The sequence below is a fragment of the Moritella sp. Urea-trap-13 genome, assembly GCF_002836355.1.
Taxonomy (GTDB): Bacteria; Pseudomonadota; Gammaproteobacteria; order Enterobacterales; family Moritellaceae; genus Moritella.
The window spans coordinates 177,251-198,428 of the sequence record NZ_PJCA01000037.1 but is presented as its reverse complement, the minus strand read 5'-3'; the positions used below and the strand labels follow the sequence as shown (position 1 = coordinate 198,428).

17 protein-coding genes are annotated in these 21,178 nt (G+C 43.2%); 7 read left to right on the top strand and 10 right to left on the bottom strand.

What is annotated here, in order from left to right; translation table 11 throughout:
• Position 1: 1 nt before the first annotated feature.
• From CXF93_RS17815 to CXF93_RS17805, 3 genes are all read left to right on the top strand, one after another.
• Positions 2-1,210, top strand: coding sequence for an ABC transporter permease (locus CXF93_RS17815; RefSeq protein WP_232784251.1), 1,209 nt, complete (start codon positions 2-4; stop codon positions 1,208-1,210).
• The gene (locus CXF93_RS17810; protein WP_101063866.1) at positions 1,203-2,369 is read left to right on the top strand and encodes an ABC transporter permease; all 1,167 of its coding nucleotides are present in this window, start codon (positions 1,203-1,205) and stop codon (positions 2,367-2,369) included. The genes CXF93_RS17815 and CXF93_RS17810 overlap by 8 nt, the downstream gene beginning before the upstream one ends.
• A gap of 94 nt (positions 2,370-2,463) precedes the next feature.
• Complete coding sequence (locus tag CXF93_RS17805) at positions 2,464-2,973, top strand: aminoacyl-tRNA deacylase (protein WP_101063865.1); 510 nt, start codon at positions 2,464-2,466, stop codon at positions 2,971-2,973.
• Positions 2,974-3,067: 94 nt separating this feature from the next.
• On the opposite strand, the gene CXF93_RS17800 is transcribed toward CXF93_RS17805, so the two are convergent.
• The 5 genes from CXF93_RS17800 to CXF93_RS17780 all read right to left on the bottom strand — a co-directional run bounded on the left by CXF93_RS17800 (position 3,068) and on the right by CXF93_RS17780 (position 9,031).
• A complete protein-coding gene (locus CXF93_RS17800; RefSeq protein ID WP_101063864.1) occupies positions 3,068-3,901 on the bottom strand; it encodes a mechanosensitive ion channel family protein in 834 nt (277 codons plus the stop codon).
• Positions 3,902-4,143: 242 nt separating this feature from the next.
• Positions 4,144-4,869 carry a phosphonate utilization transcriptional regulator PhnR gene (phnR, locus tag CXF93_RS17795; protein ID WP_101063863.1) on the bottom strand — a complete coding sequence of 242 codons (726 nt, stop codon included), beginning with the start codon at positions 4,867-4,869 and terminating at the stop codon, positions 4,144-4,146.
• Between the two features lie 87 nt (positions 4,870-4,956).
• The gene (locus CXF93_RS17790) at positions 4,957-6,675 is read right to left on the bottom strand and encodes a putative 2-aminoethylphosphonate ABC transporter permease subunit (RefSeq protein WP_101063895.1); all 1,719 of its coding nucleotides are present in this window, start codon (positions 6,673-6,675) and stop codon (positions 4,957-4,959) included.
• A gap of 13 nt (positions 6,676-6,688) precedes the next feature.
• On the bottom strand, positions 6,689-7,795 hold the full coding sequence (locus CXF93_RS17785) for a putative 2-aminoethylphosphonate ABC transporter ATP-binding protein (protein ID WP_101063862.1): 1,107 nt from the start codon (positions 7,793-7,795) through the stop codon (positions 6,689-6,691).
• 228 nt (positions 7,796-8,023) lie between these two features.
• The gene (locus CXF93_RS17780; RefSeq protein ID WP_101063861.1) at positions 8,024-9,031 is read right to left on the bottom strand and encodes a putative 2-aminoethylphosphonate ABC transporter substrate-binding protein; all 1,008 of its coding nucleotides are present in this window, start codon (positions 9,029-9,031) and stop codon (positions 8,024-8,026) included.
• Between the two features lie 281 nt (positions 9,032-9,312).
• Here CXF93_RS17780 and phnW point away from each other — a divergent pair, with 281 nt between their 5' ends.
• The 3 genes from phnW (at position 9,313) to CXF93_RS17765 (ending at position 12,855) form a co-directional block, all read left to right on the top strand.
• Positions 9,313-10,419 (top strand): 2-aminoethylphosphonate--pyruvate transaminase, encoded by a 1,107-nt coding sequence (gene phnW, locus CXF93_RS17775; protein WP_157824464.1) that lies wholly within the window; start codon positions 9,313-9,315, stop codon positions 10,417-10,419.
• A gap of 39 nt (positions 10,420-10,458) precedes the next feature.
• On the top strand, positions 10,459-11,301 hold the full coding sequence (phnX, locus tag CXF93_RS17770) for a phosphonoacetaldehyde hydrolase (protein WP_101063859.1): 843 nt from the start codon (positions 10,459-10,461) through the stop codon (positions 11,299-11,301).
• Between the two features lie 90 nt (positions 11,302-11,391).
• Positions 11,392-12,855 (top strand): FAD-dependent oxidoreductase, encoded by a 1,464-nt coding sequence (locus tag CXF93_RS17765; protein WP_101063858.1) that lies wholly within the window; start codon positions 11,392-11,394, stop codon positions 12,853-12,855.
• 104 nt (positions 12,856-12,959) lie between these two features.
• Here the strand turns inward: CXF93_RS17765 and CXF93_RS22435 are convergent, their stop codons facing one another.
• The 5 genes from CXF93_RS22435 to acs form a co-directional block, all read right to left on the bottom strand.
• The gene (locus tag CXF93_RS22435; protein WP_101063857.1) at positions 12,960-14,612 is read right to left on the bottom strand and encodes an immunoglobulin-like domain-containing protein; all 1,653 of its coding nucleotides are present in this window, start codon (positions 14,610-14,612) and stop codon (positions 12,960-12,962) included.
• Positions 14,613-15,104: 492 nt separating this feature from the next.
• A complete protein-coding gene (gene accC / locus CXF93_RS17755) occupies positions 15,105-16,463 on the bottom strand; it encodes an acetyl-CoA carboxylase biotin carboxylase subunit (protein ID WP_101063856.1) in 1,359 nt (452 codons plus the stop codon).
• Positions 16,464-16,477: 14 nt separating this feature from the next.
• Complete coding sequence (gene accB, locus CXF93_RS17750) at positions 16,478-16,924, bottom strand: acetyl-CoA carboxylase biotin carboxyl carrier protein (protein WP_017223158.1); 447 nt, start codon at positions 16,922-16,924, stop codon at positions 16,478-16,480.
• 11 nt (positions 16,925-16,935) lie between these two features.
• Positions 16,936-17,394, bottom strand: a complete 459-nt coding sequence (gene aroQ / locus CXF93_RS17745) for a type II 3-dehydroquinate dehydratase (RefSeq protein ID WP_101063855.1) — start codon at positions 17,392-17,394, stop codon at positions 16,936-16,938.
• Positions 17,395-17,740: 346 nt separating this feature from the next.
• A complete protein-coding gene (acs, locus tag CXF93_RS17740; RefSeq protein ID WP_101063854.1) occupies positions 17,741-19,687 on the bottom strand; it encodes an acetate--CoA ligase in 1,947 nt (648 codons plus the stop codon).
• A gap of 296 nt (positions 19,688-19,983) precedes the next feature.
• Between acs and CXF93_RS17735 the strand changes: the two genes are divergently transcribed.
• Positions 19,984-21,126 (top strand): 3-phenylpropionate MFS transporter, encoded by a 1,143-nt coding sequence (locus tag CXF93_RS17735; RefSeq protein ID WP_101063853.1) that lies wholly within the window; start codon positions 19,984-19,986, stop codon positions 21,124-21,126.
• The last annotated feature ends 52 nt before the right edge of the window (positions 21,127-21,178 follow it).

Here is a 21,178-nt window from a genome sequence, read left to right as displayed (position 1 = left end):
GATGATGAGTTCATTTATTACTCAGATTAAAGCCGTTTGGCAGCGTGAGAACAAGTTGATATTGGCATCGAAATGGCAATTATCACTGGTGACTTGGCTGCCATTAGCTTGCATGTTATTGATCTACGCTATTTTTTCGCAAGGCATTCCACGCGATCTGGCGGTGGCGGTTGTTGATCAAGACCATAGCCGACTATCGCGTAACTTGGTGCGCTATATTGACGCCAATCCAGCACTTGCCGTAACCAGTCAGTTGACCAATCTTGCTGAAGGTAAAGCCTTGATGCAACGTGGAGAGGTATATGCAGTTGTGCACATTCCACGTGACTTTGAGAAACACATCTATCTGGCGATGACGCCGGAAGTCAGTACTTTTTACAATGCCCAGTATGTATTAATTGGTAAATTAGTTTCGTCGAATATGGCGAAAACCTTTGGCACTTTTACGGCGCAAATTGATGCAGTAAAAACCTTAGCAACAGGGGGCAATCTGGCCTTGATTAAAGGGGCTGTTGCGCCTATTTCGACTCAGGTTAATCCACTTTATAACGTTTCAACTAACTACGTACCTTTTTTGGTGACGGCGGCGGTGCCAGCGTTATGGCAGATTTTTGTGCTGGTATCGGTATTGTTAGCGTTTGGCTCGGAATATAAAAACAATAGCCAAGGGAGTTGGTTCCAACGGGCTGATGGCTCAGTGATGAGTGCCGTGGTGGGTAAATTATTACCTTACACCTTGCTGTCTACCGTGCATGGTTTGTTGTTTTTAACCTTCTTCTACGGTTACTTGAGTATGCCGATGCATGGCAACTGGGGGTACTTATTGTTAATCCTAGTGATGGCGGTATTGGCTGGGCAGGCTATCGCCCTATTTATCTTCACGTTGACGATGAATCTAACCCAAGCCATTAGTATGGGGGCGGCTTATTCTGCGCCAGCGTTTGCCTTTATCGGGGTGACATTCCCTGCTGAAAGCATGCCGCAACTCGCTCAAATATGGCGAGCTCTATTACCCATCAGCCATTATATGCAGTTACAGATAGGTCAGGTAAATTATGGCCAGAGCTTTATGGTGTTGCTGCCGCAATTAATGGCCCTAGGGTTATTTACATTAACCTTCGTGGTGGCGATAGCGCGTATTAAGCGTCATCGTGATAATGCATTGTTAACTGAGCATAGTGCGATCTCAACGGGGCATGAAGATGAATAAATTATTGGCACTTGTGGTACTGGAAATTAAAAGTATTTTCGCCGACCGCAGTATTTTATTGACCATGTTTGGCGGTATTATCATGTACTCGATCTTGTACCCGTTACCGTATTCTCAGCAGGTATCAAGAGATGCCGAAATTGTGGTGATTGATTACGATCGCAGTTCGGTGAGTCGTGAGTTGATCCGCATGGTTAACGCCACACCGGATGCACATGTTACTGGTCAGGTGGATTCGGTACGCGATGCCGAAGCGTTAATTGAGCAAGGGGAAATTAAAGGTTTTTTGATTATTCCTCAACATTTTCGTCGTGATTTACTCATGGAAAAGGCGGTAACCTTATCGCTCGGTGGTGACGCCAGCTACTTTATGACTTACTCGACGATTGCCTCGGGTATTCTTAAAGCGGGGGGCACCTTGTCAGCGAAAATTAAAGTGGCGAGGCTAACGGTCGATACAGAAAATATGCTGTTAGCTAAGCAGCAATGGCAACCCGCCTCGTTAAACCTACAGCCGGTGTTTAATCAGGTAAACGGTTATTTAGATTATGTGGTGCCAGCGGTATTTATTTTGATCTTGCAGCAAACGCTATTAATCGTCAGCGGTATTTTATCCGGCAGTCAGAATGAACGCTCACGCGCCAAAGAACAGGGTTACTGGTTAACTGCCTCGCCGACATTATTATTATTGGCGCGTTGTCTGGTGTTTTTAAGCCTGTATTTGGTGTTTAGTTTGTATTATTTTGGTTTTGCATTGGATATGTATGGGGTTAATCGACTCGCTGCTGCGTTGGATATTCTCCAGCTATTAGTGCCGTTTCTATTGGCTGTGGTTTGTCTTGGCGTAGCGTTAGGGCAATTGTATAACCAAGCGGAAACGGCGACGCAGGTGATTTTATTCAGCTCAATGCCGGTATTGTTTAGTAGTGGTTTTGTGTGGCCGGTAAGTGAGATGCCAACTTGGCTGGTGGCTATTTCACAATTATTTCCCAGCACTGCAGCGATCCAAGGCTTGTTACAGTTAAATCAGATGGGTGCTGATTTTGAGATGGTTAGTCATTTTCAAACCCAGTTATTAATCCAAGCATTTGGTTATGCTTTGTTAGCGGTTATTTTAATAGGTTACAAACAGCGAAAATATCGCTTGAGTGCGGTTTAATATTATTGATTAAATAATAACGTGATTAACTCGCGTTGTAGCGATTTAGCTTCCATACTTTACTGGTAGAACAGCGTATTTCATGGAGGCTGAAATGAGTATGGCAACCAAAGTTGGCCAGTTCTTAGCTAGTCACAACATCGATTTTAGTTTAGTTAAACATCGTCACACCGCCAGTTCATTTAATTCTGCGCTATCGGCGCACGTCCCCAGTTCACAAGTCGCCAAAGCGGTGATTTTACGTGATATTGGTGGCGATTATTTAATGGCGGTGGTGCCGGCAAATAAGCATGTATTAATTGGTGAAATTAATCGGCAAACTGGTAAGCAATATTATTTACTGGCAGAGCATGAATTAGCGACACTGTTTCAAGATTGTGAACCAGGGGCAATACCCTCACTCGGGCAGATCTACGGTATGGATATGTTGGTGGACGATATGTTGTTCGAGCAAGAGCAGCTATTTATGGAATCGGGCGATCACATGAATCTGATTAATTTAGATAAACGCCAGTTTGGTAAAGCGATGGGCAGTTTACCACATAGTCATATAAGCGGTTATAGCTTTAAAGAAGGCCCTTTGTTCGAACGTCGTGATATTTAAATACTGTCGGGGATAGCAAAGTAGAACGTAATAAAAATGGGAGCCACATTCGGCTCCCATTTTTGCTTTATCACTTGTTCTTTATTATTAACAGTTAGCTTGCTGCTGGTGTTGGATTACCTTGTACATGCAAGTCTAATTGTGGATAAGGGATGGCGATGCCAGCTGCATCTAGCGCCAGTTTAAGCTCTTCTTGCATGCTGAAATAAGCACCCCAGTAATCGGCCGTTTTCACCCAAGGACGCACGGCGAAGTTAACTGATGAATCAGCCAACTCTAAAATACCCACTGTGTGTGCAGGATCTTCTAGGGTAAATTCATTGTTGTTGATTACTGCAGTTAAGATTGCTTTAGTCTGTTTAATGTCCGCGTCATACGATACGCCAACCACAAGATCTAAACGACGTTTACCCAATGCCGAATAGTTAGTAATTGTGCCATCCATGATTGCTGCATTGGGTGCAATAATCACTTTATTATCGGGTGTGATCAAACGTGTTGAGAAGATAGTGATTTCGTCAACTGTACCTGATACTCCAGCTGCTTCGATGTAATCACCGATACGACAAGGGCGGAAGATAACGATGAGTACACCAGCGGCAAAGTTTGATAATGAACCTTGTAAGGCTAAACCAATGGCTAAACCGGCGGCACCCACAACAGCAACCAGAGATGCAGTTTGCACACCGAACTGACTTAGTGTGGCGATGACCGTGAAGGCAAATACCACACCCCAGGCCATATTACTGATAAACGATGCGACGGTTTTATCAATATTACGTTTTATTAATAAGCTCGCAGTGATTTTTTTCATTACATTGGCAAGGTATTTACCAACCGTAAAGATAACCAATGCAAGCAATATTTTGGTACCGTAAATCGCAGCAAGCTCAGGCGCTTGCTCGAGTAGTTTTTGAAGATATTCCATGGATAAATTCCTATCATTTAGAGTGTTAAATATGCGTGAACTTGCATAGGGTCTTCTAGACCATATTAGTTGGTCTTTTTTGATATGTTACATTATTTCTAATGCATGACAAAGTGCAGCCTATTTAATGCGTTAAAGTCGTAATTTTGGTGCTTATATACACGATCATAATGACGTGACTGTTTATTCTCTACGCTTATCCCTGGTTACTGTGGACGCCTATAGTTAGTCCTTATGAGTGTTTATTGTTGGCGTGTTGCTTGCGCTTCAATCGTCACCGCATCATGGCGCCAATATTCCAGATCGCAATCCAATAATTGACCATGTTGATCATAGTTAACCCGTTCTATATACATGGCGACGCAGCCCGACGTCGCGCGTAATGGCGCCGCGGTATCAGCCACTAATGACGAAGAACGAATACGATAATGGGTCTGTTGATAAAGGGTGTCGTAATGTTGCTGGTAGATATCGGTTAACGATTTAGACAGATCGTGACTGAGTAAGTTAGGAAATCGATTTGGTAATACGTAATTGGTCACCAATACCACCGGCCGTTCATCTAAATAACGAATACGATGAATACGCAGTACGTCGGTTTGTGGTTCGACTTGCAATAGCTGTGCAATATGGTTATCGGCCGGTACTAGCGTGGCACTGATTAATTCTGTTTTCGGTGTGCGCTGCTGACTCAGTGCGAGATTATGAAAGTTAATGGTATTGGTCGGATCATAGCGTAGCGGTTCTGGAGAAATAAACCAGCCGCGGCGATCTTCTCGATAGATTTTACCTTCAGACTCTAATAAAGATAAAGCCTCGCGCAGGGTCACGCGGGTGGTATTGAAATCTTCTGCAAGTTTACGCTCTGACGTTAACTTCTGTCCTGAGGTAAGCTTTTGTCCTGAGGAAAATAGTGAACCCAATTCGATCTGCAGTAAAATTTCTTGTTTAATTTTTAAGTATTGCACTGTTGCCTCTGCTATTAGGAGATTAACCTGCTACTGGGTATGCCTTCTACTGTAGCTGGTCGATGCTTAATTTGAGGTATTACGCGATTATTTTTGGCGCCAAGCTTGGGTTCTTTTATTAATAAATGACGCGACAATTAAATGCGTTATTTTAGCTAATGCGGCGGTGACTAAGATCATCACGGCCATCGCTGCAGCGGCACCTGTTTGTCCAGCATCATCCATATTTAACACTGACACCGAGGCGGGAATGGTATCGGTTGCATATAAAAATACCACGGCAGAGGTGGTGGTTAAGGCATTAATAAACAAATAAGCCGCGATATCCATGATTGCTGGGGCGCAAATCGGCAGGGTAATGACAAAAAATGACTTGTACTGCGGCATTTTAATCGACGCGGAAATGGCTTCAATCTCGGCCGGTAATTGTTTTAATGCCGTTAATGCGGTCATGTGACCGACGGTGTAGTAATGCACCACAGTATTCACTACCAATAAAATCATGGTGGCATATAGGCCATTCAGCGGGTTGTTTATATCGTTGAAAAAGAAGATATAACCTAGACCTAAGACAATACCCGGTACGGCCATCGGAATAATGGTGATCATTTGTAGTAATTGGCGAATAGGGCCAAAGCCACGGCCTTTTTCGATAACGTAAGCACCAATAAAAATGATCACTGTACCGAATACCGCTACCCAGCTGGCTAAGGTCAGCGAATTAAAGTACGGCGTCCAGCCATAGGTACTTACTTCACTAAAGTTATAATTATTAAAGCTTAAAGTTAAATTCCATGGCCAGAATGTGACGAATGACGCGTATATGGCCATGCCAATAATAGTGATGATCGCAACCGCAATGACACTGCAAAATAACAAACAAAGGCCATCGCGTAATTTATGTGGCATTGGTATGTAAGCCACAGAGCGTGAATCAAACAGGTTTTGTTGTTTACGCTGCACATGGCGGTCAATGATAAAGGCCAATACCGCTGGTAATAGTAGTAATACACTGGTCACGGCGCCCATGGCGAAGTTTTGCTGGCCAACCACTTGTTTGAAGATGTCGGTGGCTAATACGTTATAGCTACCGCCGATAACCTTAGGCACACCAAAGTCACACACCACCAGGGTAAATATTAAAATTAAGGTACTAATGATGCCGTATTTTGCACCCGGTAAGGTCACCATGAAAAATGTTTTAACGGGATGATTTTTTAATACGGTAGCGGCTTCATATAAGCGCGCATCGGAGGTACGTAATGAGGTGGTTAAGATCATTAAGGCATGGGGGAAAGTCCAAAATGTCAGGCCAATAGTAATACCGACGATACCGTAAATAGAGGCGCCACCGAGTAATTCTTTGGCAATGCCTTGATTGCCAAATAAGTAAATTAAACTTAAGGCTGGTAGTAGTGATGGCGCTAAGATCGGCGCGGAACCAATAATCTGAAATAAAGTTTTAAATGGCATGCAACTGCGGGTAAGCGCATAGGCATAACTAAATGCCATCACGCCTACGATGACAGTGGTAATGAATCCTACTGTGGCGGTATTCGCGATCGACGCGATCATGGCGCTAGAAGCAAAGTACTCGGTGAAATTAGTTAAACCGATAAAATGACCATCAACGTCTTGGACACTTTTCGCCAGCATGGTGAACATCGGCGCCACAATGAAAAAGCCCATTAACACGGTTAGAATAATTAATATGCTGGCCAAGATCGCGCTATCGCGACTAAAGGAAAGCGTTAATCTTTGCAGGTAATTGGGTGTCGTTAAGTTTTTATTGATGCTTGTGTCCATGTCCATGTCCATGTTAACCCCCTACCGCGGGTGTATTTACTGCTATTGCTGCTGTACTGCCTTTACGTGGGAAGATGTGAGTGAAATCGTCGCTATAACTAATACGGCGGAACTCACCATTGGTTAAGCCTAATTTTCTGACTTCACGGATCGGCACGTCGACCTTGATCATAGGGGCATCCATATTGCCGGTTAATTGGCATTCGGTGCGTACGTAAGTGCCTTGGAATTCCATGGCTTTGATCTGTACTGGCAGGTCTTGGTGGTTATCGCTAAATTGGATATCTTCAGGACGCACGGCTAAATCAAACATGTCACCGCGGTTTAGCGCTTTTTTCGGTTTTGCTAGCAAGGTTTCGGCGATGCGAATTTGCTTATCGCAGATCACTGAACTGGCAATGAAATTCATGTTGCCAACAAACTCGGCAACAAAGCGCGATGCTGGTTTATCGTAAATTTCTTGTGGCGTGCCCACTTGTTCAATCACCCCGTGATTCATCACCACGATACGGTCGGCCATTGCCAATGCTTCTTCTTGGTCATGAGTCACCATAATGGTTGTAATACCCAGCTTACGCTGCAGGGTGCGGATCTCTTCTCTTAAGTGAGTACGTACTTGCGCATCTAGCGCTGATAGTGGTTCATCGAGTAATAATAATCCCGGTGATAACGCTAACGCTCTGGCCAGTGCCACACGTTGCTGCTGACCGCCAGAGAGTTGATTGGGGTATTTAGGCGCAGAGTCTGTTAAACCAATAATGCCTAACCAGTGATTAACTATATCAACAGTTTCTGCGACTGATTTACCTTGGTTGTGTAACCCGACACTAATATTTTCAGCCACGGTTAAGTTGGGAAACAAGGCATAAGATTGAAATACAATGCCGAAATCACGTTTCTCTGGTGGTAAGAAAGTGGTGTCTTTACCGTCTTGTAAAATAACGCCTGATGTGGCTAAGTCGAGACCCGCGATAGCGCGCAGCAGGGTGGTTTTACCACAGCCAGATGGGCCTAAAAAGCAGATGAACTCACCTTGATTGATCTGCAACGAAATATCATTTAATGCAGTGAAACTACCGAATTTTTTAACAAGATTATTGATGTTGAGATACGTGTTCATCTGACTACTCATAAGTTATTTGGACTATACCAGCATGGTAGGCAGGCTAAGTGACAGTTTGATGACAAGTGGTTATTTTTAAATGGGATTTACACTTGTCATGGCTAATTTAATCGTGTGTAGATAGGGGGGAGACTGATTAGTAATATGTTAGAAACGACTAAGCTAGGGGTTATTAATAACCCCTAGCTTAGTGAAATCTGGATGCTTAAATTGCGTGGTTAGCGCTTATTTCACTTCAGATTTTGAATCAAATTTTTCTGACCACGTATGTAATACTGCTTTACGGTCATCGGCCATTTTACTAAAGTCCATTGCGACCATCGCTTCTTGGACATTCGGATAGTTCGTCACTGCTTTACTTACGTCTTTATGACCAACAAGAGCATATGACTCATTATATAATTCGTTGGCTTGTTTTGAGATTGACCAATCAACAACGCGCTTAGCTGCTGCCGATGGTTTTACTAGCCCCACCGCTTCTGACTCCCAACCGATACCGCCGTCTGGCAAGATCACATCCAGTGGTGCGCCTTGGGTTTTTAATTTCGCCCCACGTAAGGCCATAGATACACCAATCGCCACTTCACCCATGCCTGCTTGTACGCAAGGCTTAGAACCTGAATGGGTGTAATGCGCAATGTTATTATTCAGCTTGGTCATATAGCTCCAGCCTTTATCTTCACCCATGGTTTGTAACCAGGCTGATACTTGCATATAACCCGTGCCTGATGAAGCTGGGTTCGGCATGGCGATGTGACCTTTGTAAATCGGTTTAAGCAGGTCATCCCACGATGTTGGCTTGGGTAAATTATATTGTTTAGCGACGTATTCGTTAAAGCAGATGGCATTGAACCAGGCGTCATTGCCATACCATGCTTTGTTTGCTTCAGGGTCGATCATGCTAGTGCGCAGATTCTCGACCCCTTTTGGTGAGTAAGGTTTTAAGATGCCAGCGTTTTTAAGTAATGCCATTGATGAACCAGCTAAACCCCAAACCACTTCTGCACGTGGGTTATTTTTTTCGGCTAATAATTTTGCTGTCATGATACCGGTGGAATCACGTACCCATTTGATATCAATATCAGGGTTTTCTTTTTCAAAGGCAACTTTGTATTTCGCTAATACATCTGTTTCAAAGGCGGTGTAAACCACCACAGCTTCTGCGGCAAATACTGGTGCAGTAAACAAAGCGCCTAGGGCTGCGATAGAACCTATCATCCAACGTTGTTTCATTCGTGTTACTCCAAAAATTATTAACGGTTGATACTGGTCTGTACCAGATTTGTTGGGAATGATAATAGAGTTGTTTTATGACAATAATATGACTGCTTAATGGCAGTTTTATTAATTAAATTATTTGATTTATTTTCATGAGTTAGATTTTTGCTCGAGGTGTTTTTCTTGCATGTTGGCGAATATGAAGCTTTTGTGAATTCTGCTGTGGACCTATTTACCAACCTAGCAATGCACTGCTAGAGTTCTCATCAACTGGTATAGTCCAAATGGAAGCAGAGATGAAAAACGAATATTTATTACTTACACCGGGTCCACTTTCTACTACAACAAGTGTACGAGAAGCCATGCTAAAGGATTGGTGTACTTGGGATGATGAATATAACAAAGACATTGTTGAAGTTATCCGCGCTAAGTTAGTTCAATTAGCAACCCCACAAGCGGGTTATACCAGTGTATTGATGCAAGGTAGCGGTACCGCATCAGTGGAAGCAACAATCGGTAGTGTTATTCCTGCTGATGGTAAACTACTGGTGGTTGATAACGGTGCATACGGTGCCCGTATTGCGCAAATCGCTGATTACTTAAATATTGCTTGTGACGTTATTGCCCCAGGTGAAACGGCGCAACCAAGTATTGCTGAAGTCGAAGCGAAATTAAGCGCCGATGACAGCATTACCCATGTCGCGATTGTGCATTGTGAAACCACAACGGGCATGTTAAATCCGATTGATGAGGTTATTCAGCTAGCGAAGCAACACGGTAAGATCGTTATTTTAGATGCGATGTCGAGTTTTGGTGGCATCCCGCTGGATGTGGCTGAATTAGGCGTTGATTTCTTGATCAGTTCAGCCAATAAATGCATTCAAGGTGTCCCCGGTTTTGGCTTTGTCATTGCCCGTCAAAGTGAACTGGAAAAATGTAAAGGGCTAGCGCGTTCATTAACGCTTGATCTGTATGACCAGTGGCATTGCATGGAAACCAATGGCGGCAAGTGGCGCTTTACTTCTCCTACTCACACAGTGCGTGCATTCTATCAAGCGTTATTAGAACTTGAAGAAGAAGGTGGCATTGCCGCTCGTCATCAACGCTATCAAGAAAATCAAACCACGTTAGTTGCTGGTATGGCGAAACTGGGTTTTGCTACGCTGCTTGATGCGTCATTACATTCACCAATCATCACCTCGTTCTACTCTCCGACACACAGTGATTATCAATTCAAAGAATTTTACGACCGCCTTAAAGAACAAGGCTTTGTTATCTACCCAGGTAAGGTCTCTAACGCTGATTGTTTCCGTATTGGTAATATCGGCGATGTGTATCCAAGCGATATCCAACGCCTGTTAGTAGCGATGGAAACAGCCAAGTATTGGCAAGTTAAATGTTAACTCAATTTTAAATTAATCTTTATATTTGGAAATATTATTATGTCTAACATCGCACCACATCAGTCAGTAAAATTGAATCATGTTCAGTCGGTTATTTTTGACTGGGCGGGCACCATAGTTGATTTCGGTTCATTTGCACCGACGACTATTTTTATTGCGGCTTTTAAGGCGCAATATGATTTTGATATTAGTTTAGCGGAAGCGCGTGTGCCTATGGGGCTGGGAAAATGGGATCACATTAAAGCGGTATCGGAATTACCGGCAGTCGCATCACGCTGGCAGGCACAGTTTGGCACAAGGATCAGCAAGGCTGATATTGATGCAATTTACGAAACATTCATGCCGCTACAAATAGCTAAAGTAGGTGAGCACGCAGACCCAATCCCTCATGCCCTCGATGTGGTGAATGGGCTAAAACAGCAAGGTGTTAAAATCGGTTCATGTTCTGGTTATCCACGCGTGGTAATGGACAAGCTAATCCCGATTGCGGCAGAAAAAGGCTATGTGCCAGATTGTGTGGTGGCGACTGATGATTTAGCTGCTGGTGGCCGTCCTGCACCATATATGGTACTTAAAAACGTCATTGATATGGCTGTCACGGATGTTGGCACTTGTATCAAGGTTGATGATTCCGTACCGGGTATTGAAGAAGGTCACAATGCTGGTATGTGGACTGTGGGTTTATTGTTATCGGGTAATGAAGCGGGTCTAACGCTAGCTGAATACCTAGCTGCAGACGAAGCCACATTACATCAAGCGCGTGAAAAAGCGCGCGACCGTTTTACGCCGTTTAATGCCCATTACCTGATTGATACTATCGCTGATCTACCACAAGTTGTTGCTTATATTGATGCCCGTTTAGCCGCTGGCGAACGTCCATAATAGTGCTGCGCTGACGTCCCTCGTTAGCGCATTTTTTATTTCTAGCGTATGTATCCTTGTTAACCCCCTCAATTTAAATAGAGTGCAGTCATGACGCAACAGCCCAAGTTCCAACCTTTTTGGTTTCAACAAGCGATGGATCTCGAAACTGACTACCGTAATAATGTACCGCCCCAATCACTAATGGCAGATACCGTCGCCGATGTGTGTATTGTCGGTGGTGGTTATACCGGATTATGGACGGCTATTCAGCTCAAGCAGCAGCAACCTAGCCTCGATGTGATGATCATAGAGAAAAGTCTCTGTGGTAGTGGCGCATCAGGGCGTAATGGAGGATGCATGTTAACGTGGTCGACGAAATACTTGTCGATGCAACGTTTATATGGCGAAGCGCAGGCGGTTGAATTAGTCAAAGCATCAGAGCAAGCGGTGGCTGAAATTGAAGCCTTTTGTTTACAGCATAATATTGATGCTGAACTACGTCGTGATGGCACCTTGTTTACCGCCACGAACGCCGCACAAACTGGTGGGTTAGACGCGACATTAGCGGCATTAGATAAACATGAATTAAACAGTTGGCAGGCGTGGCAAGCGCAGAAAGTACAGCGCCATGCTGGTTCTGAATTGCATCAAACAGGACATTTTTCGCCAGTTGCAGCGAGTGTGCAACCAGGTAAATTGGCTCGTGGTTTGAAGCGTGTTGCCGAGCAATTCGGGGTGCGGATTTATGAAAACACGCCGATGTTAGCTATTAAGGATAATTCGCTTAACTCGCTTAGCTTAAGAAATAGCACTAAGGACACCAAGCATAAGGTTGTGATTAATACCCCGCAAGGCACTATCTATGCGACTAAAGCGGTGATGGCATTGAATGCCTGGATGTTAGAGCAATTCCCAAAATTTAAAAATAAAATTGTGGTGGTATCGTCAGATATGGCGATCACTAAACCGATACCCGAAAAGTTAAAAAAGATGGGATTAGTTGATGGTAAAACGGTGCTCGATTCCCGCACCTTTGTACATTACTATCGCAGTACTCCGGATGGTCGCTTGATGTTAGGTAAGGGCGGTAATCACTTCTCTTATGCTAATGCCGTCAGACCTTTATTCAATCAACCAACACGTTATGGCAAGTTACTGCGTCAGTCTTTTGATAAATTATTTCCGACGCTAGTGGATGAAGAATTTGCGGTGACGTGGACTGGGCCTTCTGATCGCTCGGCGACGGGACTGCCATTTTTCGGTAAGATTGAAGAAACAGGTAATATTTATTATGGTTTTGGTTATTCCGGTAGTGGCGTTGGCCAAACTTGGATTGGCGGTAAGATCTTAGCCTCTATGCTACTGGGTAATAATGATAAGTGGAGTCATAACGGTTTAACCAAAGGGCCAAAAGGCAGCTTTCCACCTGAGCCAATTCGTTGGCTAGGCACTATGTTGGTACGTAATGCCATTCGTCGTAAAGAACGCTGTGAAGATAATGCCACGAGACCTTTTTGGTTAGACAAGCAGTTGGCTAAATTTGCCAATGCAGCCGGTAAAGCAGATAAATAATACGGTTATTTACATACAATAAAAATCCAGTCGGCCTATTAAGCGAATACTGGATTTTTATTTTAAGCGATTTATTTAGTTAATATGGCTTAGTTAGCCCGTTATTAACGCCAAACACCCCATTCGCCAGTAGTCCCAGGTTCTTCACCTTTAGTCCACCATTGCGCGGTCCAAGTTGTACCGTTATGAGTGACTTTATCATATTTGACATAGGTACTACCAACTTGCCAATCATCATCACTCACTGCATCACTGACAACAGTAATGGTGCGTTTATTGGTGATGGTTTGCTGATTATCTTGGCCGTAAGATAGGGTGTAAGTTAGCTCATATTCACCAACAACATTGTTATCTACTTCTCCTGTTACAGTGATATTCGCAGTAAGATCGCCTTGCGTTGGATGGCTGGCACTGACGCCTTGCATTGGATCAAACGGACTACCAATAACAATGCTAGTATCGGTGATACCAGCAAAGCTCGGTAATAGCTGGTATACCGTGACCTTACGCCCTTGATTTGCGGTTTCATCATCACTGCTGACGCTATAAGTTAATAAGTAGTCACCGACTTGATTGGTATTAACACTTCCCGAGACCGTGAGATCTGCTGTTATATCGTTACCTTGATAATCTTTGGCTGTGATCCCGATTAATGGATCAAAACTGTTGTTGAGCTCGACACGAGTATCGACAATCCCCGCCAAGGTTGGCGTCATATCTGTCACAGGTGGTAATTGATTATGAATATAATTGCCATAATCTTTAATGAATTGTTGATTGTAGCTGTTGTTGGCCGCGTCCGTCCCCATATCCCAGTTTACTGACCAAGTCATGACACCACGGAGTGGCTGGCCTTGGGCTTTTAAACGCTCAAAAGCGTTATATAAATCCTGTGGTTCTTTAATGTAGCCGGTCGCCGCCGCATCGATACTCGAAGGCAGGCCAAAGACTAATTTATCATGTGGGATCTTATGGTAGTTACGCGTGCCGTTAATCAGCGAGTCGGCAATGTAGTAAATAAACTCTTCTTTTAATTCGTCATTATCTTGTGCGATCCAGCCGAGCCCTTCAATCCACAGGCCATCGCCACCTTGGTTATAGAACTGCGGATTAATAAAATCATAATAACCATCAAGCTCAGTTAGGTATGGAGTGTAAGCACCATTGGCGGTTAAGTAAGGAAATTCCGGTGCCATGGTGATCATAAAATTATCACCGGTTTTACGGTAATGATCTTTCACCATTTTTAATGCTGCCGGAATAACAAACTGATTATCTTTCGCTGTGATGGCGGCTTGCTCTAAGTCGATATCGAGACCATCAAATCCATATAGGTCGGTCAGTCTAATAATTTCTGTTGCCAAGGCATCTTCATCACCACGGGTTAATTCGATATGAGCATCAGCGCCACCAAGGGCGATTAATACACTGCGACCTTGACTATTAAGGGTATTAATTTGGGCGATAAACTCTGCTTCACTGAGACCGATAGTTGGATCGAGTTTAAAGGTTGGAATGCTGCCGTCGGCAGTATCGTAAACTTTCATGAATGAAATATTGACGACGTTGTATTGCGGGTTTACTGCTTCAAGTTCAACGCAAGGGGCGTTGCCTCCTTGATAACCACGACCGTCACACCAGTTGTGCCAGTAACCAACTACCACGTTATTATCCTGTGAAGTGATTGTTCCTGCAACCGCTGCTGTTGAACATAAACCAGTAAGAATGGCTGCTGAAAGTATTGATTTTAGCTTCATAAATATCCCCTAAATTAAAGGTGTGACCCAATGACACATCCTATCTCATTGTTAATAATGCGATTAAACTACAATAAAATTTATAGTGATTAGGGGGTTGTTGTACATAGTACATTTTTTTATGTTCTAAAGAATAATGCCTACTGTAATATTATGAGCAGGATCCGGATAAATGGTCTAAGCAAAAGTAAGTTAAATCAATGGCGTTTATAAGTGTTTGTTTTTATATTGATTTTGTTTTTTTTATGGTTTTTTTTGATGATCTGCATTGGTAGTATTGGAGCATTTAAAAGCAGTAACGGTAATTTGGAATAGAGAATACAGAGAAATAGCATGGCGATTGCAGAGGTAATACCAGATATGATTATGGAGATAATAAAAAGAATTGGGCTAATGACAAGGATTGGCATAATAAAAAACCCAAGACGAGTAACTCGCTTGGGTTTTTTGCTATGCAATGAGCTTAATTCTTCTCTAGAACTGATTTAGTGCCTATTTCGAATTTTGCGCTTTCAGTGCTAATTTCTTCTCTAGATAATGGATGTTAGTGCCACCATTCTGGAAGTTTTCATCTTTCAAAATTTCAAGATGTAGTGGGATATTGGTTTTAATACCGTCAATTACCATTTCTTGTAATGCGTTACGCATTCTAGCAATTGCTACATCACGATTTTCACCGTAAGTGATTAACTTACCGATCATTGAATCGTAGTGTGGTGGTACTTTATAACCCGCATAGACATGCGATTCCCAACGTACACCAAAACCGCCAGCGGCATGGAAACGTTTGATCTGACCAGGACTTGGAATAAATGTCTCTGGATCTTCGGCATTAATACGGCACTCAATTGAATGACCAGTTAAGCGCACTTCATCTTGAGAAATCGTTAATGGCATGCCCGCAGCAACACGTAGTTGTGCTTTGATTAAATCAATGCCTGTAACCATTTCTGTGATGGTGTGTTCAACTTGAATACGGGTATTCATTTCGATGAAATAGAATTCGCCATTTTCATAAAGAAATTCGAACGTACCAGCGCCACGGTAGTTGATATCAACACAGGCACGGCTACAACGTTCACCAATGTGGCGACGTAGATCAGCGGTGATACCCGGTGCTGGAGCTTCTTCAACTACTTTTTGGTGACGACGTTGTAGTGAACAATCACGTTCGCCAAGGTGGATCGCGCTACCTTGACCATCAGCCAGTATTTGCACTTCGATGTGACGTGGGTTTTCTAGGAATTTCTCCATGTAAACCATGTCATTACCAAAGAATGAACCGGCTTCATTACGTGTTAACGCAATTGAATCAAGTAGGTCTGCTTCTTCATGAACCACACGCATACCACGACCACCACCACCACCGGCAGCTTTAATAATGATCGGGTAACCGATGCGCTTAGCAATTTTCTTATTACGTTGTGCGTCAGTATCAAGTGGACCATCAGAACCTGGTACACAAGGTACACCGGCTTTTTTCATTGCCGCAATCGCAGATACTTTATCGCCCATTAGACGAATAGTTTCAGCTTTAGGACCGATGAAAATAAAACCTGAGTGTTCAACCTGTTCAGCAAAATCAGCGTTTTCAGCTAAGAAACCATAACCCGGGTGAACGGCAACCGCGCCCGTGATCTCTGCTGCGCTTAAGATTGCTGGTACATTTAAATAACTGTCTACAGCCGCTGGTTTACCAATACAAACTGTCTCATCAGCTAACAATACGTGTTTTAATTCACGATCTGCTGTTGAGTGTACTGCAACCGTCTTAATGCCTAATTCTTTACAAGCACGAAGAATACGTAATGCAATTTCGCCGCGATTGGCGATAACAACTTTATCCAACATTGGAAACTCCGTAGTTATTCAATGATGAAAAGAGGTTCATCAAACTCAATAGCTTGACCGTCTGTTGCTAGGATAGCTTTCACTACACCGGCTTTATCTGATTCAATTTGGTTCATCATTTTCATTGCTTCTAAGATACATAGAGTATCGCCAACATTAACTGTTTGGCCGATTGCAACAAAAGGTGCAGCGCCTGGAGATACTGCATTATAGAATGTGCCAACCATAGGAGAACGAACTTGATGGCCCGCTACTTCTGCTGGTGCAGCTTCAACGGCAGCAACTGGTGCCGCTGCGATAGGTGCTGCAGCAACTGGTGCTGGTGCATACTGCATTTGAGCTGGTGCAGTGCTGCTAAAACGATTGATTCGTACTGACTCTTCGCCTTCTGAAATTTCTAATTCTGCAATGCCAGATTCTTCAACTAGTTCAATCAGTTTTTTAATTTTACGGATGTCCATAATGATCTCTTTTATTTGTTGTTAGTTTGCTTAAGCTGTTTGACAGCAGAAAGCAGTGCAAATTCATAACCATCAGCACCTAATCCACAAATAACGCCTTTGGCGACATCTGATAGATAAGAATGATGACGAAATTGTTCTCGTGCGTGTACATTAGAGAGATGTACTTCGATAAATGGGATTGAAACCCCTAATAATGCATCTCTAATCGCCACGCTGGTATGCGTATAGGCTGCTGGGTTGATAATGATAAAATCAGTATTACCCATAGCCGCATGAATATGATCAATGAGCTCGTGTTCTGCGTTAGATTGTTCATGGCGCAAATCAATAGCGTGCTCAGTTGCAACATCGGTTAAATGTTCTACAATGTCGCTAAGTGTTTGATAGCCGTAAGTCTCAGGTTCTCTTTTACCTAAAAGATTTAGATTCGGTCCGTTGAGTAACAATATTCTTGATTTGTTCGACATATTGCTTCCATTGTCTGGTAAAATGACACTAACTTCGTAAATAAAGCCTACATCGTTAGATTTTCTGAAGACTCCAATTATAGTTGTTTATAAAATACAATTGTTGCTAATTCTCTACACATTATATGATTTTCGGAGAATATAACAGCATTTGACTGGTCTTATCTGATATTTTATTAAAGTTTAGACTCTAAGTGAAACCTAGCGCACATTACCAGTTGACTGAATGTCGGCGAGTTTGTTGGAGGGATTTAAAACGAAAAAATCGATGTAACTAAGGCGAAAGTTACACCGATAAAAGGTTAATCAAACGATAGCGGACAATCGCCCACTAGCGTGTTTTATTTCAAGCTTCTTGCTTCTCGGCGATTAAGGTATCAACCACACTTGGGTCTGCCAGTGTTGAGGTATCACCTAACGAATCTGTGTCATCGGTAGCGACCTTACGTAGGATACGACGCATGATCTTACCTGAACGGGTTTTTGGTAACGCTTGGGTCCAGTGCAAGGTATCTGGTGTCGCAATCGCGCCAATCTCACTACGAACCCATTGTTTCACTTCTGCAAGTAGCGCTTCATCTGGTTCTTCACCGGCATTCAAGGTCACGTAGGCATAAATACCTTGGCCTTTAATATCGTGGGGAACGCCGACAACGGCTGCTTCGGCAATTTTACTGTGGGATACTAAGGCACTTTCAATCTCAGCTGTCCCCATACGGTGACCTGATACATTCAGTACATCATCGACACGCCCGGTGATCCAGTAATAACCGTCGGCATCACGTTTGGCGCCATCGCCAGTACAGTACATGTTCGGGAATGTTGAGAAATAGGCTTCTTCGAAACGGCTTTCATCACCGTAAATACCACGCATTTGTCCAGGCCAAGAATCTAGAATAACTAAGTTACCTTCATTCTCGCCATCTAATATTTTACCTTCATTATCAACCAGCGCCGGACTCACACCAAAGAATGGACGTGTTGCAGAGCCGGGTTTAAGGCTGGTCGCGCCAGGTAATGGGGTAATTAAGATGCCACCTGTTTCTGTCTGCCACCAAGTATCGACAATCGGTGTTGATGCATTGCCGATGGTATTGTAATACCACTGCCATGCTTCAGGGTTAATTGGTTCGCCCACTGAGCCCATTAAGCGCAATGAGGTACGTTTAGTACCTTTAATAGCATCGTCACCTTTGGCCATTAATGCGCGAATAGCTGTTGGTGCGGTATAGAGTGTTGTCACTTGATGCTTATCTACCACTTGGCTCATACGGGCAGTATCAGGGTAATTTGGCACACCTTCGAACAATACCGTTGTTGCGGCGTTGGCCAGTGGTCCATAAACTAAATAGCTGTGACCTGTGATCCAACCAACATCGGCAGTACACCAGAATACGTCAGTGTCTTGATGATCAAAGACATATTTAAAGGTCATCGTGGCATACACAAGGTAACCACCTGTAGTGTGTAATACACCTTTGGGTTTACCCGTTGAGCCTGAAGTATAGAGGATGAATAATGGGTCTTCGGCATTCATTGCTTCAGGAGCACATTCACGCGGTTGGTCTTTAACGACATCATGCCACCAAAGGTCACGGCCTTCATGCCAAGCGATGTCTGCTTTAGTACGGGCAAAGACAATGACATTGTTAACGCTGGTCACTTGTGGTTTAGCTAACGCGGTATCAACGCAATCTTTAAGACGGGTAATTCGGCCAGCACGTACACCTTCATCGGCAGTGATGACTAATTTAGCGCCACAGTTATCAATACGGTCAGCCAGTGCTTCAGCGGAGAAACCGGCAAATACAATTGTGTGAACTGCACCAATACGCGTACAAGCAAGCATAGCGATAGCCGCTTCTGGCACCATAGGCATATATAAGCAAACTACGTCGCCTTTTTTAATGCCTTGAGCTTTTAAAGCATTGGAAAATTGGCAGACTTGTTCATAAACGTCTTGATAAGTTAACTTTTCAGAATCTTCAGGGTTATCGCCTTCCCAAATAATAGCGGTTTTGTTGGCGTTATCTTTTAAGTGACGGTCAAGACAGTTGGCTGACACATTGAGTTTACCGTCTTGGAACCATTTAATGTCGACACTACCAGGTTGGAAACTGGTGCTTTTAACTTGGCTATAAGGTTTTATCCAATCAACGATGTGGCCTTGTTCACCCCAAAATGCTTCCGGATTGGAAATTGAATGCTTGTACATTGCTTGATAAGCACTGTCATTTAATAAACTGTTTTGCGCAAATTCTGCAGGTACCGGATATAGTTTAGTGTCGCTCATTATTCTTCCTTAATAGTATTTAATTCCTTGTCCACATCTGGATGTAAGCATGTTTAATCGAGAGTTATGTTTACATCTGCTGTGAATAAAAATGCCATGGTCGCTAATATCTAGCAATACGACTTTAGTATTAATGATAGTTTTTTGTGACGGTTTTGCTTTAATACGCAGTTTATTTTGATGAAACAGCGGCTAGGTCATCATAATATTTTATGGATAAATAGCGCATGTCTATTACTAAGTGCGTAGAATGTCGCTCATTATTGGACTGATATTTCATTATTTAGGGATTAAATATGGGCTTTGCACTGCCATCATCAATATGGATGGGATTTTATTATATTGGCTTCTTTGGTGTTTATGGGGTTTTGCTGCCGTTTTGGGCGCTATGGTTAAAAGGCGAGGGTACATCGACTGAAATGATCGGTACTATGCTGGCATTTGCTTTAGTTGCTCGTTCTGCTGGGGCGTTATTGTTAACCCGTAATTTGACCACCACAGTGTCATTATTACAGGCGATGCGACGTTTAACATTAACCAGTATGATCACCTTTGCCGGATTCTACTTGACCAGTAATGTGTATGTGGTTTTTTTACTGGTGGTGCTGACTAACTTTGTATTTTCACCGCTAATGGCGCTTGGTGAAGCGATGGCGGCTAAGCTGGTTCGTTATAATAATATGGACTACGGTAAGACCCGATTATGGGGATCGATCGGATTCATGTTAGCCAGTGCCGCGACTGGGCTATTAGTTGAATCGTTTGATCATAAAGTCATTTTATTAGCGATTATTATCGGCTTAGCGGGACTGCTGTTATTAACGGTGACCCCAGCGCGTAATATGCCGCAAGATACGATGGCAAGCAGTAAAATCAGTAGCGGATTTCTGACTATTTTAAGTCGCCCAAGCTTTTGGCCATTTTTGTTAATTACTGCGTTATTGCAAGGTGCCCATGCTGCTTATTATGGTTTTGGCGCTGTGTATTGGCAGGACATTGGTATTAGTGAAACCTATATCGGTTACTTCTGGAGTGTGGGGGTTGTCGGTGAGATTTTCTTTTTGGCAATTGGCCGACGATTATTTGCCAATACTAGCATGGCAACCATGTTTGTTATTGCTGCATTAGGCAGTATTTTACGTTGGTTAACGTTAAGTTATGCGACGGATGTGAGTGTGATTATGTTGTCGCAATTATTACACGGTGTGACGTTTGGTATCGCTCACTTAGCGGCAATGCGTTATATCGCCGAAAATGTAGCAGATGAAGATACCATGACGGTACAAGCAATTTATGCGGCGATCCCGTTTAGTTTAGCGATTGCGTTGCTGACATTTCTATCGGGGTTATTTTATCCTGAGCTAAAAGAAAATATTTTTATCTTGATGGCGATTGCGGTGGTACCGGTATTCGTGTTGGTGCGTAGTAAACATATCTAGGTTCTGCAACCCTGTATGAATGTCTCATTGATACAGGGTTGTGTTTGAGTAA

What these genes read in the sequence shown, in the direction of transcription:
- CXF93_RS17780 (WP_101063861.1), bottom strand. Translation starts at nt 9,031, where the DNA reads ATGAAACAACGTTGGATGATAGGTTCTATCGCAGCCCTAGGCGCTTTG.
- CXF93_RS17790 (WP_101063895.1), bottom strand. Translation starts at nt 6,675, where the DNA reads ATGGACACAAGCATCAATAAAAACTTAACGACACCCAATTACCTGCAA.
- aroQ (WP_101063855.1), bottom strand. Translation starts at nt 17,394, where the DNA reads ATGTCGAACAAATCAAGAATATTGTTACTCAACGGACCGAATCTAAAT.
- phnX (WP_101063859.1), top strand. Translation starts at nt 10,459, where the DNA reads ATGTCTAACATCGCACCACATCAGTCAGTAAAATTGAATCATGTTCAG.
- CXF93_RS22435 (WP_101063857.1), bottom strand. Translation starts at nt 14,612, where the DNA reads ATGAAGCTAAAATCAATACTTTCAGCAGCCATTCTTACTGGTTTATGT.
- phnW (WP_157824464.1), top strand. Translation starts at nt 9,313, where the DNA reads ATGAAAAACGAATATTTATTACTTACACCGGGTCCACTTTCTACTACA.
- accB (WP_017223158.1), bottom strand. Translation starts at nt 16,924, where the DNA reads ATGGACATCCGTAAAATTAAAAAACTGATTGAACTAGTTGAAGAATCT.
- acs (WP_101063854.1), bottom strand. Translation starts at nt 19,687, where the DNA reads ATGAGCGACACTAAACTATATCCGGTACCTGCAGAATTTGCGCAAAAC.
- CXF93_RS17800 (WP_101063864.1), bottom strand. Translation starts at nt 3,901, where the DNA reads ATGGAATATCTTCAAAAACTACTCGAGCAAGCGCCTGAGCTTGCTGCG.
- CXF93_RS17805 (WP_101063865.1), top strand. Translation starts at nt 2,464, where the DNA reads ATGAGTATGGCAACCAAAGTTGGCCAGTTCTTAGCTAGTCACAACATC.
- accC (WP_101063856.1), bottom strand. Translation starts at nt 16,463, where the DNA reads ATGTTGGATAAAGTTGTTATCGCCAATCGCGGCGAAATTGCATTACGT.
- CXF93_RS17785 (WP_101063862.1), bottom strand. Translation starts at nt 7,795, where the DNA reads ATGAACACGTATCTCAACATCAATAATCTTGTTAAAAAATTCGGTAGT.
- CXF93_RS17735 (WP_101063853.1), top strand. Translation starts at nt 19,984, where the DNA reads ATGGGCTTTGCACTGCCATCATCAATATGGATGGGATTTTATTATATT.
- CXF93_RS17810 (WP_101063866.1), top strand. Translation starts at nt 1,203, where the DNA reads ATGAATAAATTATTGGCACTTGTGGTACTGGAAATTAAAAGTATTTTC.
- CXF93_RS17815 (WP_232784251.1), top strand. Translation starts at nt 2, where the DNA reads ATGATGAGTTCATTTATTACTCAGATTAAAGCCGTTTGGCAGCGTGAG.
- CXF93_RS17765 (WP_101063858.1), top strand. Translation starts at nt 11,392, where the DNA reads ATGACGCAACAGCCCAAGTTCCAACCTTTTTGGTTTCAACAAGCGATG.